The organism is Prevotella sp. kh1p2, assembly GCF_900111525.1.
GTDB lineage: Bacteria > Bacteroidota > Bacteroidia > Bacteroidales > Bacteroidaceae > Prevotella.
This window is the reverse complement of sequence record NZ_FOHY01000018.1, coordinates 1-15,089: the sequence shown is the minus strand read 5'-3', so window position 1 is coordinate 15,089 and position 15,089 is coordinate 1. Positions and strand designations below refer to the sequence as shown.

Annotated in this window: 14 protein-coding genes; 1 reads left to right on the top strand and 13 read right to left on the bottom strand. The window is 56.4% G+C overall.

Annotated features, from left to right (window positions below):
* Positions 1 to 26: 26 nt before the first annotated feature.
* The 12 genes from BMW31_RS10595 to efp all read right to left on the bottom strand — a co-directional run bounded on the left by BMW31_RS10595 (position 27) and on the right by efp (position 13,668).
* Positions 27 to 812 carry a porin family protein gene (locus BMW31_RS10595; RefSeq protein ID WP_091825435.1) on the bottom strand — a complete coding sequence of 262 codons (786 nt, stop codon included), beginning with the start codon at positions 810 to 812 and terminating at the stop codon, positions 27 to 29.
* Between the two features lie 269 nt (positions 813 to 1,081).
* The gene (gene fucP, locus BMW31_RS10590; RefSeq protein WP_091825432.1) at positions 1,082 to 2,419 is read right to left on the bottom strand and encodes an L-fucose:H+ symporter permease; all 1,338 of its coding nucleotides are present in this window, start codon (positions 2,417 to 2,419) and stop codon (positions 1,082 to 1,084) included.
* 177 nt (positions 2,420 to 2,596) lie between these two features.
* The gene (locus tag BMW31_RS10585) at positions 2,597 to 4,132 is read right to left on the bottom strand and encodes a DUF6850 family outer membrane beta-barrel protein (protein ID WP_091825428.1); all 1,536 of its coding nucleotides are present in this window, start codon (positions 4,130 to 4,132) and stop codon (positions 2,597 to 2,599) included.
* Positions 4,122 to 5,363: a DUF4876 domain-containing protein gene (locus BMW31_RS10580; protein WP_255404940.1), complete on the bottom strand. Its 1,242-nt coding sequence runs from the start codon at positions 5,361 to 5,363 to the stop codon at positions 4,122 to 4,124. The genes BMW31_RS10585 and BMW31_RS10580 overlap by 11 nt, the downstream gene beginning before the upstream one ends.
* A gap of 24 nt (positions 5,364 to 5,387) precedes the next feature.
* The gene (locus BMW31_RS10575) at positions 5,388 to 8,171 is read right to left on the bottom strand and encodes a TonB-dependent receptor (RefSeq protein WP_091825423.1); all 2,784 of its coding nucleotides are present in this window, start codon (positions 8,169 to 8,171) and stop codon (positions 5,388 to 5,390) included.
* 312 nt (positions 8,172 to 8,483) lie between these two features.
* Positions 8,484 to 9,179: a GDSL-type esterase/lipase family protein gene (locus BMW31_RS10570; protein ID WP_091825420.1), complete on the bottom strand. Its 696-nt coding sequence runs from the start codon at positions 9,177 to 9,179 to the stop codon at positions 8,484 to 8,486.
* A gap of 24 nt (positions 9,180 to 9,203) precedes the next feature.
* Positions 9,204 to 9,968 carry a UDP-2,3-diacylglucosamine diphosphatase gene (locus BMW31_RS10565; protein WP_091825417.1) on the bottom strand — a complete coding sequence of 255 codons (765 nt, stop codon included), beginning with the start codon at positions 9,966 to 9,968 and terminating at the stop codon, positions 9,204 to 9,206.
* Positions 9,968 to 10,288: a metal-sulfur cluster assembly factor gene (locus BMW31_RS10560; RefSeq protein WP_091825414.1), complete on the bottom strand. Its 321-nt coding sequence runs from the start codon at positions 10,286 to 10,288 to the stop codon at positions 9,968 to 9,970. Before BMW31_RS10560 ends, BMW31_RS10565 begins: the two co-directional genes overlap by 1 nt.
* 64 nt (positions 10,289 to 10,352) lie before the next feature.
* Complete coding sequence (radC, locus tag BMW31_RS10555) at positions 10,353 to 11,039, bottom strand: RadC family protein (protein ID WP_091825411.1); 687 nt, start codon at positions 11,037 to 11,039, stop codon at positions 10,353 to 10,355.
* Between the two features lie 225 nt (positions 11,040 to 11,264).
* Complete coding sequence (locus BMW31_RS10550; RefSeq protein ID WP_091825407.1) at positions 11,265 to 11,633, bottom strand: four helix bundle protein; 369 nt, start codon at positions 11,631 to 11,633, stop codon at positions 11,265 to 11,267.
* Positions 11,634 to 11,878: 245 nt separating this feature from the next.
* Entirely contained in the window at positions 11,879 to 12,928 is a 1,050-nt protein-coding gene (locus tag BMW31_RS10545; protein WP_091825403.1) for a glycosyltransferase family 2 protein, read from the bottom strand.
* 173 nt (positions 12,929 to 13,101) lie between these two features.
* Positions 13,102 to 13,668 (bottom strand): elongation factor P, encoded by a 567-nt coding sequence (gene efp / locus BMW31_RS10540; RefSeq protein ID WP_091825400.1) that lies wholly within the window; start codon positions 13,666 to 13,668, stop codon positions 13,102 to 13,104.
* 181 nt (positions 13,669 to 13,849) lie between these two features.
* Between efp and rpmH the strand changes: the two genes are divergently transcribed.
* On the top strand, positions 13,850 to 14,005 hold the full coding sequence (gene rpmH, locus BMW31_RS10535) for a 50S ribosomal protein L34 (protein WP_016665496.1): 156 nt from the start codon (positions 13,850 to 13,852) through the stop codon (positions 14,003 to 14,005).
* A gap of 488 nt (positions 14,006 to 14,493) precedes the next feature.
* Here the strand turns inward: rpmH and BMW31_RS10530 are convergent.
* Positions 14,494 to 15,089 (bottom strand): IS3 family transposase (locus BMW31_RS10530; RefSeq protein ID WP_143049193.1); only part of this gene is annotated, 596 nt, incomplete at its 5' end.

The window sequence follows — 15,089 nt, the reverse complement described above, 5'->3', positions numbered from 1 at the left end:
CAGCCCAACCGGAAAGACCGTACAGCCTACAGCCCGAACTTGTATCCAACCGTAAACAGCAGCGTGCGGTTCTCCGACTTGGAGCTGGAACCACTGCCCCAACCGGTATCTCCGCCCTTGCGCAGGTCGGTTACGCCGAAGTGATACCTCAAGTCGGCCACTATGTTCCTGTATTCGTAGCTCACGCCTACGGGCACTGAGAGCGAGAAAGTCTTTATTCCGGCATCAGTGTTGCTGGCAACCGACGCCGACTGGTCTTTGTAGCTGATGGTTACGTCGCCGCTCGTCTTCTTGCTGACAGTGAACTCCGGCTGCAGTCCGGCTTTCACTGCAAGGCCCTTCCACACATATACATTGGCCAGAACGGGCACCGTTATGCTGTTCAGCTTAATCTTCAAATCATCGTTAAAATCAACTTTCACCCCATCACTTGACGTATAGGGGAAGCCTTTTGTATCGTACTTGGCGCCCTGCTGGGTGTAGAAGGCTCCGAAAGAAAGGCCGAACACATCCGTGAACTGGTACTGTGCCTCCGCTCCTACGGCGAAGCCGAACTTCTGCTTGCTGTCATCAAAGCCTACAACTCCCGCTTTCGTAGTCTCATCTCCAGTTACTATGATTAGCCCCGGCGACCCGCCAGCCGGCATCTGGGGCAGCACTGCGTAGGCTACACCTGCCGGCATCTTGCCTGAGAAGTTACTTACGGTAACACCAACTTTAGGTGCAAGGGTCCAGGTGCCGGCCTCCTGCTGGGCACATACACCGGTTGCAGCCATCAGAAAGGCTGCCGAAAGGATGAAATGTTTTTTCATTATCGTCGTATTAAATATGCTGTTGTTGCGTTGTTCATTGCTGTTTCAACGTCATCACAGCATGCAAAGTTACTGTGTTTTCGCCTAACGACCAAATTCCCGACCTGGAAAAACAAGGCTGAAACGGAAAACCTGCCAAACCGGAGCTATGCTTCAAGCTCCTTGAAGGATAGCAGCAAGCGCCTTGAAGGATACGTTCAACGGCCTTGAAGGACACCTTCAAGAAACAGAAAGATAATGATTAAGCTAACTGTTTGTTATACAACGGATTACAGACACTGTAAATTTACGGTCTCATCCGTACGCTCCGCTTTGCCGCGTTGCCTGCGCCAGGCCCGCAAGCCGTAGCACCCCACCACGACGAAACAAAGCAGCGGGAGTACGAACGACATGTTGACGGCCGGCTGCCCCAGCACCGTGCCGCAGTCGATAACCAAGCCCTGCAGCGGCGGCATGATGGCCCCGCCCACTATAGCCATGACTAAGAAGGCCGCACCCAGGCTGGTGTCCTGGCTGTCTACATCCTCCAGGGCGATGCCATAGATGGTGGGAAACATCAAAGACATAAACACGCTGATGCCAATGAGGCTATACAGCCCCGCCATACCAACGATAACGACGGCTCCGAGCGTACAGGCGGCGGCCCCGACGGCAAAGAGTGCGAGCAGCTTACGTGAGTTTACGTACTTCATGAGCGCCGTACTCACAAAGCGACCGCACAGGAACAGCACCATGGCCACGATGTTGTAGTTCTGCGCCGTGGCCTTGTTGATGCCCAGATGGTCGGCATAATGGATGATGAACGTCCACACCATAATCTGCGCAGCTACGTAGAACAGCTGCGCCACCACGCCTTCGCGGTAGGTCTTGTTGCGCCACAGGCGGCCCACAGTAGAGCGGGCATCGGTCGGCAGCTCTGTGGCAGTCTCCCGCGGGGGCACCTTCTTCAGCGCTATGACAAGCAGGATGAGCAGCACCACGCAGCCTATGGCCACGTAGGGGTTGCGTATCACGTCCAAGTCATGTATGCGGATGGAGGCCTTCTCGGCGGCAGTAAGGGTTGGGAAGATGATGTGCCCGGCCGCGTCACGCCTGTCGGAAATGAGCTGCGGCAGCACAACGAGCGAGGCCACGGCCATGCCCGCCAGCGAACCTAAGGGGTTGAAAGCCTGCGCCAGGTTCAGTCTGCGGGTGGAAGTGGCCTTGGTTCCGAGGGAAAGAATAAAGGGGTTGGCCGTTGTTTCGAGAAAAGCCAGCCCGAAGGTGAGGATGTACAGCGACAGGCAGAAGTACGAGAAGCGCTGGCAGGCGGCCGCGGGAATGAACAGGAAGGCGCCCGCCGCGTAGAGTGCCAGGCCCAGCATGATGCCGCTCTTGTAGCTGTAACGGCGAATGAAGAGTGCAGCAGGGATGGCCATGGTGGCATATCCGCCGTAGAAAGCGAACTGGATGAGCGATGCCTTGGCAGCAGAAATCTCCATGACCGTTTGGAACGCCGCCACCATAGGGTTGGTTATGTCGTTGGCAAAGCCCCAGAGGGCAAACAGGGCGGTAATGAGTATGAAGGTAAAGAGGTACCGGCGCTCTACTAATCTGTTTTGTTGCATGGCTGCATATCGTTGTCTCTGTAAGTAAACGGAGCATTTGCACCTTTATTGCCCCATGCCCTTTATATGACTGCCGGGCGTGCCGGGCGTGGCCGGAGCAGGACTCTGAAACGCCGGCATCCCGCATTTCTGCCCTCGAAACACGGGATGCCTGTTGTCCGGAGCATGGCTCCGGCGTTAGTTGAAGATGCCCAAGGCAAGGCCGAAGGTGCTGAAGTGGCGGCTCTGCTGCGCCCGGATGGTGGCTGCATAGGCCCGCACGTACCACGTGGAGCGCACCTTCTTGATGGTGAGCGGGAACTGCCAGGTGGCCTGCAGGCGCCCGTGCCAGTAGTTGGCGTTGTAGAACGAGAGGTCCGGCAGCAGCACACTGCGGGCGTAGTCGGTCGTTTCGTCGGCCAGGTGCATGTCGGCCTTGGTGGCAAAGGCATAGCCCGTGGCGGCATCTACAAGCAAGCGGTGGCCGAAGAAGCCATGTCCGCCCTCGATACCTATGTCCATGCGGCCGTATGAAAGTTCCGATGCGTCGAGCAGGTAGCGGTTGGCGGCGCGCTGCAGGGCAGCTGTAAGGCCCACGTAGCTGTCGGCCTGCCGCTCTCCTCGGGTGAAGCTGGCCCGGTAGTGCAGGCTAAGGTCGGCCGTGCGCACCTGGTATCGCTTGCGGAAAGTTAGCTGGCGGTCGTATCGGTAGGAGTTAAAGCCGCGTACGGAGTCGCGCTCTATGACCAGCTGCGAGCGGTATTCGTCGGCATAACCCTGCTCGTAGCGGGCGCTGATGTCCAGCTGGTGCACGGCTGCAGCCGTGTAGAGGCGGTTCTGCGTGGCTGCTGTGTAGATGTAGTTGTAGTAGTGTCCGGGCTCAAACTTGTACTGTCCCATCACTCCCTCCGACCCTCTTTCAATGCCGATGGTGGTAACGCTGCCCACCCGTTGGCTGCTGTAGCCGTACGAGAGGGCTGCACCGAAGTTGTGGTTCACCCACTCGCGCTGGTATCCTCCATAGCCGCCGGTGGTTCCGGTGGCGTTTTCAAGGCCCGTCATCAGATAGTATTTCAGCGTTGCATCGCTCTGCACGGTCGTCAGGTTGGGTATTTTCTCCTTGCGGCGGTTATAGTGCGCGGCCAGTCCAAGGGTGTGGCGGCCGGCTGTGTAGGTAACGGCAGGCGTGAGTTTGTAGTCCAGCAGCTGCGAGCGGGAGCGCGGGTCGCGCAGCCGGCTCAGGTCTCCCACCTTGTAGTCTATGGTTAGTCCGAAGCGCCACCCACTGAAGCTGACGGTTCCCACGGCTGCCTTGAGGCCGATGTTCTGGTGGTCGTACTTGCCTGCTATGCTGCTTCCGGAGAAGTAAGGGTCAGCGTTGTAGGGCCTCATCACGTCGGCCCAGGCCCTGTCTTTGGTCCGTCCGAGGCCGAACTCAAACTTTCCGTAGCCGTAGAGGTAACGACCCAGGTGCTGGTAGCGCTCGGTGAAGAAGCGCAGGCGGTTGGTCATGCCGCCCTCCTGCACGCGGTGGTAGTTGCCGCTGCCGTGCTCCAGTCCCATGAAAGTTACGCCGCGGTTGCGTGCGGAGTCAATGGTAAGGCCGGCGGCGTTGCCGGTGTTGCGCCACAACTGCGTGGCGTCGTCGTATCTGTAGCGGCCTTCGCCCGGCTGGTTCTGCGCCGTCACGGGCGCCGAAAGCAGCAGGAAGGCTATTGTGAGCTTATTCATCATATTCCCGAATGCCTATAGTTGTTGACGTTTTGAAATCATCAGACGAGTTGTTCGTATCCTTCAGGATGCCGTGACCGTTGCTTCCACGGCGTCCGGAGGACTTCCGGTACACCACTTCGCCCGTATATCCGCTCGTTGCCTCAATGTTGGTGTAGCCTGCATCGACCGTGTGGAGCAGCACCTTCTTGCCTACCTCCACGCCTGTTCGCTTGTTGGCAAGCACCTCCACGCCGTCGATGATGTGCCTCACAGGCAGCATCAGCCACTGCGTTCCCTTGGTTTTGCCGTATGCGTAGACCTTTTGCCAGGCCGTGACGTCGGCATCAGTGCGGAAGATAACGACCGAGCAGGGGCCGCCTTGTATGAGGTTCATGTTCGAAATGCCGCTGAAGGCGGTGTAGACCAGCTCCATGGCCGGCGTTGCAGGGTTGTTCTGCGTGCGCCCCTGCTGGTCCTTGCACTCGAAATCGGCCTGCAGCAGGTTCTTCTCCATTGGCCCGTTAACGGTGTGGTCGATAGCACTGTTGGTTATGACCACGGTTCCGCCGGGCTCCACCCAATACTCCCGGTCGGCCGGAATGCGGAATATCTGCTTGGCCATCACCACCGTATCGGCGTACAAATCATGCAGATTGGCCAGCGAGTAGGCCGGAGTACTGCCCGAGTCGAGCAGACCAAGGTAGAGACCGGCCACGTTCACGGGGGCGTCACTTTGGTTGTAGAGCTCTACATAGCGCCCGGCCAGGTAGTTCTTGTTGTTGTTATCCTTGCTGCCGGCATAATACAGCTTGCCTATTACTAAGGAGCGGTTGATGGATAGGCGCGTGGCAAGGGTCAGGATGTCGCCGGCACCGGCCTCGGAGATAAGCTGGTTGCTGATGCTTCCTGACACCACGGCCCCTTCGTTGACCACATCGTCGCCCGTGAGGGCGGCATATTGCTCCGGCGTAAGGTTCCAGGAGGCAGACAGGTCATAGACATCGGGCACGATGCCGCTAAATGCAGCCACGCCGGAGGCATCGGTCACGGCGCTTAGAGTTCTGCTCCCGGACGTGAGCGTAACGGTGTGGCCGCTTAGGTCGGCCCCGTTTACGAACTCAACGGGCAGGGTAAGCTGCACTTTAGCCGACACCGGGCGGGTTGCGTCGCCATAGTCAACACACGAGGCGAGCACGAGCAGCAGCGCTGCCAGCGGCAGGAGGGCTGCGTGATTATATGTTATCATCTTCATATTCATGTCCTTTTGGGTTGCTCATTACAGGTTGAAGAACAGCTCGACGCCGTAACTGAAGTTGCCGGTGTTGCGCTGCACGAGCGTTGTAGAGATGTTGTTCTTGAGATAAGGCTCGTAGAAGAGCATGTTGTTCACGTAGAGCGAGAGGCCTCCTATGCGCCCCAGCTCCTTCGTAAGGCGGAAAGAAAGGTTCCAGTTAACCGTGTTCTTGGTTGGCACAGCATCGGTCGACCGGATTTTCAGGTCGCTGATGGCCACGCTGCGCTGACCCGCCGGGGCCGTTGCATAGTACAGTCCGTCCATGCCGAGGTAGCCTTGGAGCATGTCGGAGGTAAGGTCGTGGCGCTGCAGACTGGCATTCAGCCAGGCAACGGGCCACTTGTCGGCCACGTAACTGATGTTCCAGTCGTACCAGATGGCCTGCGCCGTGAACGATGCCACCATGCGCAGGGAGGGTATGTTGGTAATAACGCGCAGCGTGTTGACCAGCCGGCGGAACTTGTCATAGTCCAGTGAACCGGGATAGATGAGCTTGAACGGCGTAACGTTGTAGGCCGACAGCTCCGGCGGAAGCAAGCTCGAAGGCACGTCGGCGTACCTTACGTTGTTCTGCCAGGTCTTGGTTTCGGAGTAGGCTCCGCTGAAATTGAACGTTGTGCGGATGGGTTTGATTTCGCCGAGGTCGAAGTCGAACTCGATGCCCCGGTTTACCGTGGAGTTCGTATTGCCCACCCGGCCGGTCGAGATGAATGCAGTGTAGCTGCGGGCAGGGTCGGAATAGTCGATGACAGTGGCCGCTCCGGGCGTGAGGACGAGGCCGTGCGTGGGGTCGAAGTAGCTGTAGTTGTACGTTGAATACTCGGAATAGGGGCCGAACCCGTTGGGAGTGCGGTCGCGATAGGCCAGCACGCTGAGCTTTCTTCCACCCGGCAGCTTGAAGTCAAGGCCCACTTCAACCTTCGTGGTGGTAGCGTTCTTCAGGTCGCGCGAGAACTTCACGTCGTACACCTGGGTGTGGTAAACCAGCAGCTGGGCAGCCGGGTCGTCCTGGGGCATGTAGTTGGCGGCCACGCGGTCAACGTAGTTACGGTCCGGATAGAGGTAGTCGAGGCCCGGCGTCTTGGAGTTCAGGCCGATGCCTCCGCGCACATCGAGCCACTTGGTGAGGCTGAAGAGGAGGTTGAAGCGCGGGCTCAGGGCATAGGTAGCCACGTTGCCGAAGGGCTGCATGGCCGTAAAGCGCAGGCCGAGGTTGGCGCGCAGCAGGTTCACATGGTTGATGTTCCACGTAAACTGGTCCTCGGCATAGGCGGCAACCTGGTGCAGTCCGGGCACGTCGGAGAACGCCCGGGGCCGCCCGTTGGCGTTAGGGCGCAGGGGGCGGGCGTCGTCCAGGTTGTAGTAACCGCGCCCGCTGTTCCAGTCGTAATGGTAATCAACGCCCAGCTTGAAGCTCTGGCGGGTCTTTCCGGCCTTGAAGTAGAAGCTGTCGTTCACCTTGGCAAACACGCTGCCCGGGCGGCTCTGGGTCTTGCCCGTTGCCAGGTACGACTGCGTCATCCAGCTTACGGCGTGGTAGCCCGTCTGGGTTGCCGTGAGTATGGGCAGCAGTCCGCTGCTGTTGGTCACGTAGGCAGAGTTGGTGTTATCCGTCTTGTTGAGGCTTACTCCAAGCGTATAGGAGAGCGTACGCATAAGAGGCAGGTCGAGACTCACCTTTCCGTTGTGGGTGAGCGTTACGCCGAAGTTCTTGTTCTTCATGTAGGTACCGTCGTCGAGGGCATCGGGGTCCTTGCCGCTCCAGTCCTTGGCGTAGAGCAAGCGCAGCTTGGTATCGGTGTGCCAGCGGCGGTTTACGTCGTAGCTGTAGCCCAGGTTGAGGCCGTAGCGGCCGTAGCTGCGCGTCTTCTGGCGTGGGTCGCCCCAGGCCTTGGCATAATCCGCGCCGAAGTTAAGTATGCCCGCGCGACCCAGGTTGAAGCCTTTGCCGAGCGAGTAGTTCTGCAGTTCGGGGTTTATCTTGCCCTTTACCTGCCACGGAGTGACGCCAACCTTGGAGTGAACCACCACGAGTCCGCTCGTCAGGTCGCCGTACTCGGCCGACGGGATGCCACGAATAATCTCTATGTTGTCTATGTCGTCGGCGCTCACCTGGCGCAGGTCGGTGCCCGTAAAGGCCGTACCGGAGAAGCCGCCCTGGCTCAGCGTGCCGTTGTTCGACATGGGCACGCCGTCTACAACCACGCTCGAGCCGAACGCGCTGGTGGTGTTGTTCACCAGCGTGCGCAGCTGCAGGTTGCTCTGTGCGGTGAGGTCGGTGTTCTGGATGAGCTGTCCGGGAATGAGCTGCATCACGTCGGCCAGGCTGCTTGCCTGCAAGTGGTCTATGGCCTGGCGGCCTATGAGGCTGGTGGTTGAGGCTCCCGAGGCCTTCTGTTGGGCCGTTACAACCACTTCCTTGAGTGAGAGAGAGGTCGGGGTGAGCTGTATGCGGAGGTTGAGGTCCTTGTCTACCTGCAGCGTAGTGGTGTATTTCTCGTAGCCCACGTAGCTTATCTCGAGCGTGTACTGCCCCTGCGGGATGTTGCGGATGGTGGCCTTGCCGTCTATGTCGGTAACGGTGTAGGCCGCGAGCGGGTTCACCACGCACGTTGCCATCATGACCGCATCCTTGCTGTCCTTCTCCGTTACGGTCATGCTGACGGAGAACCGGCCGGTGCCGCCTGTCTTCTGGGCCCTGGCGTCCTGAACAATGCCCGTGCTGAAGAGCAGCAGCAAGGCCAAAAGAGTGATGCTTTTTTTCATTTTCCTGCTGTCTGTTTGTCTGCTTGATACTATCAATAACGTAATCAGAGTGCAAAGGTATGAAAAAAAAAGAACGCAGACAATACTTATAAATAGGTATTGTCTGCGTTTGGCAGCTTAAAAGCAGACTTCCGTCTGCAATCCTTCCGCAGCCCGCCTGCCGGCCTGCGGAACTGCCGCTTGCCGGCACCGGTTTTGGCGGAGCTATCGTTCAAGCCCCTTGAAGGTATCGTTCAGGCGCCTTGAAGGTGCCCATCAAGGGCCTTGAACGACAGCTCCGCCGGAATGCCCGCCGGCAGGGGCCTGGCGCGCCTACAGCAGTTTGCTGACCACGGGCACGATGAGAGCCTCCATGACGGCATAGCCTGCCAGGTTGGGATGTACGGTCTCGGGGGTGTACTCCTGCTTCATGCCCTGCCCGTCGGCCGAGAGCATGGCTGTAAAATAATCGACATAGGGTATGTGGTTGGCCTCGGCGTAGGCCTTTACGCGGGCGTTCAGGTGGCGTATCTTGGCCATTCCGTCCTTTATCTGCGGCCTCCAGCCGAAGCTGCGGGCGGGCAGACAGGAGGTGAGCACTACCTTTATCTTGTTGTAACGGGCCAGTTCGACCATCGAAACTACGTTGCCGAAGGTTGTTTCTTCGTCGTAGGGGCCCGTGTTCTCGGCTATGTCGTTGGTGCCGTAGTTGATGACCACCACGCTGGGATGCAGGTTGATGACGTCCTGGCGGAAGCGGAGCAGGAACTGGTAGGAGGTCTGCCCGCTGATGCCACGGCCCGTGTAGCCGTGCCGGCTGAAGAATTCGGGGTGCATGGAAGCCCAATTGTCGGTAATGGAATTGCCCAGGAAGACCACGCGCTTCTCGCCCTTGGCGGGCTTGGCAAGCCGGGCGTTGGCCTCTGCATAGCGGTCGAACTGCGCAAAGGTGTGGCTCTGCGCCCGGGCGCCCGTGGTGCTCAGGACGAGCGAAAGAATGAGGAATAAGTTTCGGAGGTTTGTTTTCATGTTGCTGTTTCAGGTTTTATGCGGTCATGGTTGGCTCTCTCCTTCCACGTATTGCTCAAGGAACATGTGCTCGCCGTCGAACACGGCGTAGGTGAACTGCCATATCCAGTCGCCCAGAATCATCATGCGCGTCTTGCGGTTCAGCATGAGGTCGAGCTCTATGTGGCGGTGTCCGTAGATAAAGAAGTCGATGTCGGGGTGTTCCTTCATGTACTCCTTGGTGTAATTTACTAAGTACTCACGGTCTTCGCCCATATAAGGCGGCTCCTTGCCGTCGGCCCGTTTCAGCCTGCTATGCTTGGCCCAAGTGAGTCCGAGCCACATTCCCCAGCGGGGATGGATGGCGTTTAGCAGCTGCTGGCACGTGCGGTTGTGGAACATCTTGCGCAGTATCTTGTAGTTGTTGTCGGGGTCTCCCAGCCCATCTCCATGCGCCAGGTAGAACAGTTTGCCGTAAATTTCGGTGGTGAGGGGTTTCTTGTGCACGATGAGACCGCACTCCTGCTCGAGGTAACCGTACGTCCAGATGTCGTGATTGCCCGTAAAGAAGTGCACCTCTACGCCCATATCGGTAAGCTCGGAGAGCTTGCCCAGGAAGCGGGTATAGCCCTTCGGCACCACGTAGCGGTACTCGTTCCAGAAGTCGAACATGTCGCCAAGCAGGTAGATGGCGGCAGCCTTGTGCTTGATACTGTCGAGGAAACGAACCAGGCGGCGCTCCTGCGTGCGCTTGTGTTCGATGGCAAGGGAGCCCAAGTGGGCGTCCGAAAGGAAATAGATGTTCTTCATCAGTCGAATCCAAGTTCTATCCGAGCCTCTTCACTCATCATGCTCTGGTCCCAGGCAGGCTCGAACACAAGGTTCACGTTGGCCACGCTGATGCCTTCAACGCTCTCGAGCTTGGTGCGGACGTCCTCGAGTATGAAGTCTGCTGCGGGGCAGGAGGGGGCCGTGAAGGTCATGTCGACATCCACGGAGCTGTCGTCCTTGACGTCAATCTTGTAAATCATGCCAAGGTCGTAGATGTTGACAGGTATCTCGGGGTCGTACACCGTCTTGAGCACATCAACTATTCTTTCTTCCAACAGAGTCTTTTGTTCCTGGGTCATAGCTTCTTTTTGTGCAAAGATAAGTAATTAATTTCAAACCCGCAACGGCTCTCGCGTAATTTTGCTACAGTCTTCCGCGTTCGCGATAGGAATAGTATTGGCCGTCGGTAATGATGAGATGGTCGAGGAAATGGATGCGCATGATGTCGCAGGCTTGCTTCACGCGCTGCGTCAACCGGTCGTCTTCGGCCGACGAGAGGGGGTTGTTGCTGGGGTGGTTGTGGCACAGCGCCAGCACGGTTGCGCCCGAGAGCAGGGCTTCCTTGAGGATGATGCGCACGTCGACGGCTGTCTCGCTGATGCCTCCGTGGCTGATGCGCCGGGCCTTGATGAGCTTGTAGTTCTGGTTCATGAGCAGTATCCAGGCCTCTTCTACGTCCAGGTCCTGCATCCGGGGGTGCATGTATTCGTAGATGGAGGCGGCCGACGAGAGGTCTGCCCGCTTCTCCGGGCTCTCTGCCTGGCGGCGTTTGCCCAGCTCGCAGGCGGCCAGTATGGTAACGGCTTTTGCCGGTCCGAGGCCGTTGTACTGCTCCAGTTCGCGAATGGTCATCTTGCCCAGCGTGTTCAGGTTGTTGCTGCAGTCGCCCAACACACGCTTCATCAGCTCCACGGCGCTTTCCTTCGTCGAACCCGACCCAATGAGTATGGCCAGCAGCTCGGCGTTGCTGAGCGCCGCGGCACCCAGTCTTTCGAGCTTTTCTCGTGGCCGGTCTTCCTCTGCCCAGTCAGCTATTGACAATCTTTTCATTGGTAATTGAGAATTGAGAATGGATAATTGATAATTATGATTAGTCCGAATTGAGAATGGAGAATGGAGAATTGATAATTATGATTAGTTTGAATTGAGAGTTGAGAATGGATAATTGACAATTATGATTAGTCCGAATGGAGAATTGAGAATGGATAATTGATAATTATGATTAGTCCGAATGGAGAATTGAAAATTATGAATTGTGAATTATGAATTATGAATTTAAAGCCCGGAAACGCCTTTGGCTGACTTGATGATAGAGGTCAGCAGCTTGATAATCTCGATGTTGTCGGCATTCAGCGAAGCAAATCCGGACTGGTCGATGTAGCCTGCCACGAAGAGTTTCCGAAGCCAGTATTGGGTTTCGTCGGCTTCTTTTAGGGCGATGCTCAGTTTGTTCACGAAGTCTGCACGGCTTTGTGCGTTCTGGCTTTCCACAGTGTTTGCACCTATGCTGGTACCGCTTCGGAGTATCTGGTTGCACATAACCGGTTCGTATCGGTTGACTTTGAGATGCTGCACCAGCTTGATAATGCGGTCGGAGAAAGCATCCGTCTTGGTCAAAATAATGTTTTCCTTTCGTGTCAGCATGAATTCACGGTTTTAGAAGTCTAACTACAGAAAGTCGTTTGGCTTTTAGTCGCAAAGATAATGATAAATCTCAATCCGCAAATTACTGTTCACCAAAAATCTTTCCGGGCACCCTTCAAAAAGCAAATAATGGTTACCCATTCTCCACTTTTTGCCCAAAAACCTTCGCTTAAGCCCCCACCCACAAAACTAATCATAATTATCCATTGTCCATTATCAATTCTCAATTGCCGCAATATCAATTCTCAATTGTAGAAAGTCTTTTGGAACGCGGAGTATTCATCTTTGCCCCGGACGCACCGTTTCCACCAGGCAGCGATGAAACCGCAGCCATATCCCATGAGCTGAATAAAGGAGGAAAAGACGGAAAGGAGGCCTATCTTCTCGCTGTTGTTCCTGATGGTGGAGTCGAAGAAGATGATGGCAGCGTAAAGAACAAGAGGAACGAGGGCGGCGATGCTCACCGCCAGACCCAGTGCCTGCTGCATGCCGGCGGGCAGAAGGAAGAAAAGAACGATGCCGAAGACAAACAGCAGGAGCAAGCCAACTACGCCCACGGTGAACAAAGCGGGCAACAGGTGAACCATCTTGAGGCTGTCAGGGTACTTCTTGTACAGGTTGATGCGGGCGATACCGCTGTTGTATACTTGCCGCCAGAACTTGCGGAAGTCGGTGCGGCGCTTGTGCCACACCCATGCTTCGGGGAAGAAACGGCACCGGCAGCCTGCCTGGAAGATGCGGATGCTGAAGTCTATGTCCTCGCCGAAGCGCATTTTGGAGAACCCACCCAGCCGCATATAGACGTCGCGGCGTATGCCCATGTTGAACGAACGCGGGTAGAACTTGTCCAGCTTCTTCTTTCCGCCGCGTATGCCGCCCGTGGTGAAGAAGCTCGTCATGGAGTAGGAAATGGCTTTCTGCACGTCGGTGAACGAGGCGTTGGCCCTGTCGGGCCCGCCGAAAGCATCGGCCGGCTCGCGCTGCAGCTCGTCTTCCACCGCCTGCAGATAGCCCTCCGGCAGCACTACATCAGAGTCCAGAACGATGAGATACTCGCCTTTGGCCAGCCCGGCACCGTAGTTGCGGCTCTGTCCGGGGCCGCTGTTGGTCTTGGGATAGTAATGAAGGTCGAGCTTGCCTGCATAGGTATCGCACACTTCCTTGCACGTAAGCTGCGACCCATCCTCAACAACAATGACTTCAAAGTCCTTGAAGCGTTGCGTGGTAAGGCTCTCCAGGAGCTCTCGGACTTCGTCGGGACGGTTGTAAACGGGAACTATCAGACTGTATTTCATGAGCAACCGAAAGTTGAAAAGGTATCAGCGTAAAAGGGTGGAGGCGCAAGGCCCGAAAGCCAAAAAAGGCAAAAGGGCAAAAAAGTAAAGCCGCGGAAAGCGCCCTCCGGACAGTTCCGGCCGGCATGCCTTTCCTTTTTTACTTTTTTACCCTCCCGCCTCTTGATTGCTGTTTATGCGTTCACGCGGCCCAGATAGCTGCCGTCGCGGGTATCGACCTGTATGGTTTCGCCCTCGTTGATGAAGAGGGGAACGCGCACTTCGGCACCGGTCTCCAGCGTGGCAGGCTTGGTGGCGTTGGTGGCAGTGTTGCCCTTAACGCCCGGCTCGCTGTGAGTAATCTTGAGCGTGGTCTTGACCGGCATCTCTGCCAGCAGCACCGTGCCGTCGGAAGTATCGGTTACAACCTCCACGATGTCGCCTTCCTTCATGAAGTCAACGCCCGTAATCTGGTGCTTTCCGATAGGAATCTGCTCGTAAGTCTCCTGGTTCATGAAGATGCAACCCGTGGAGTCTTCATAAAGATATTGGTAAGGGCGACGCTCCACGCGTACGTCTTCGAGTTTGAACCCAATCTGGAATGTACGCTCCAGCACACGGCCGTCGGCAACATTCTTCAGCTTGGTAATCATGACGGTGTTGCCTTTGCCCGGCTTCCGGTGCTGGAAGTCGATGCAGGTCCAAATCTTTCCGTCCATGCGGATACATGTTCCGATTTTGATTTCCTGTGAATTAATCATTGTTGTTCTTATGAATTATATTGTTGTTATCATCGCTTTGCGGCTGCAAAGTTACTACATTTTTATAAAAAATCATCAAAACAGGTCCGAAAAATGGTTCAATTCTTTGTCATTTCGAAAATTATCAGTACTTTTGCAGCCCAAAAGGCAGAGAATAATAACATAAAAATAGAATATCAAAATGAAAAGAACATTTCAGCCGCACAACCGCCGCCGCGTGAACAAACACGGTTTCCGCGAGAGAATGGCAACAAAGAACGGCCGCCGCGTACTGGCTTCACGCCGCGCCCGTGGCCGCAAGAAGTTAACGGTTTCTGACGAGAACCACGGCAAGTAAGCCTCCGTTCTCCGTCCGGAAATTAAAAGCAGCAAAGAGCAAAAACCTCTTTGCTGCTTTTATTTTATGTGCATCGGGCGCCCTGCCGCGGTGCTTCTTTCGCCTTGAAGCACTGGTTCAGCAACTTTCGACACTTGTCGCACGATTGTTTGACAGGTGTCGCACGATTATGCGACAAGTGTCGAAATTTCCCGGAAGCATCTTGCAGCACCGCATCCGCTCTCCTGTCCTAGATTTAGTTGACAGTTTTTGTAGTTAAATGTTCTTTAGGTTGACAATATATTTCTTATGTGGAAATCTGGTTGTCAGGTTTTTCTGTTAAGTGCACTTTAGGTTGACAGCTGTCTTCCGGGTGCAAAGTTAATCATTTTCTGTTTTCTGTGAGCTCTTTGACCTCCTTATTTTAAGTGGAACGTTGAATTGATGAAAAACACCGGGGGGCGGCCTTGCGGCCGGGGGCTCGCAGCCCCCGGGAGCCTCTGTGGCTGTCATGCGGCCAGGGAAAGGAGCCGCTGCATCTCTTCCAGGGGCGTGCGCATGTCCAGACTCTGGTGCGGACGCACGGTGTTATAGACTTTGACGGCCCTGGCGAGGAGTTCCTCTACCTGCCGGAAGGTCTTGTCCTGTGTCTCGAAGAGCCAGCCGTTCTTCACGGTGTTGTTCACTCTCTCGGCCAGTGCGTTGTGCAGCGGGTCGCCTGTCTGCGTCATGCTTATCCTCATGCCGAGGCTCTTGAGCAGGCCGGTGTACTCGTTGCAGCAGTATTGGACGCCGCGGTCGGAGTGGTGTATCAGGCCTTCCGTAGGCACGCCTTGGCCGGTGTAGAAGTCAGCGGCCATCCTCATGGCCCTGATGGGACCTTCGCGGCAGAGCGTGGGGCAGAGTGCCCAGCCCACGATGAGGCGTGAGGCTGCGTCGGTGACGAGCGAGAGATAGGCCCAGCCGCTCTCTGTGGCCACATACGTAATGTCGGCTACGCAGAGCTGCCCGAAACGTGTGGGGCGGAGCTTGGGCGTGGTGTTGAGCAGGTCCTCATAGATGTAGTAGTTGTGGTTGGAACAGGTCGTCCTGGGCCGCTTGCGGT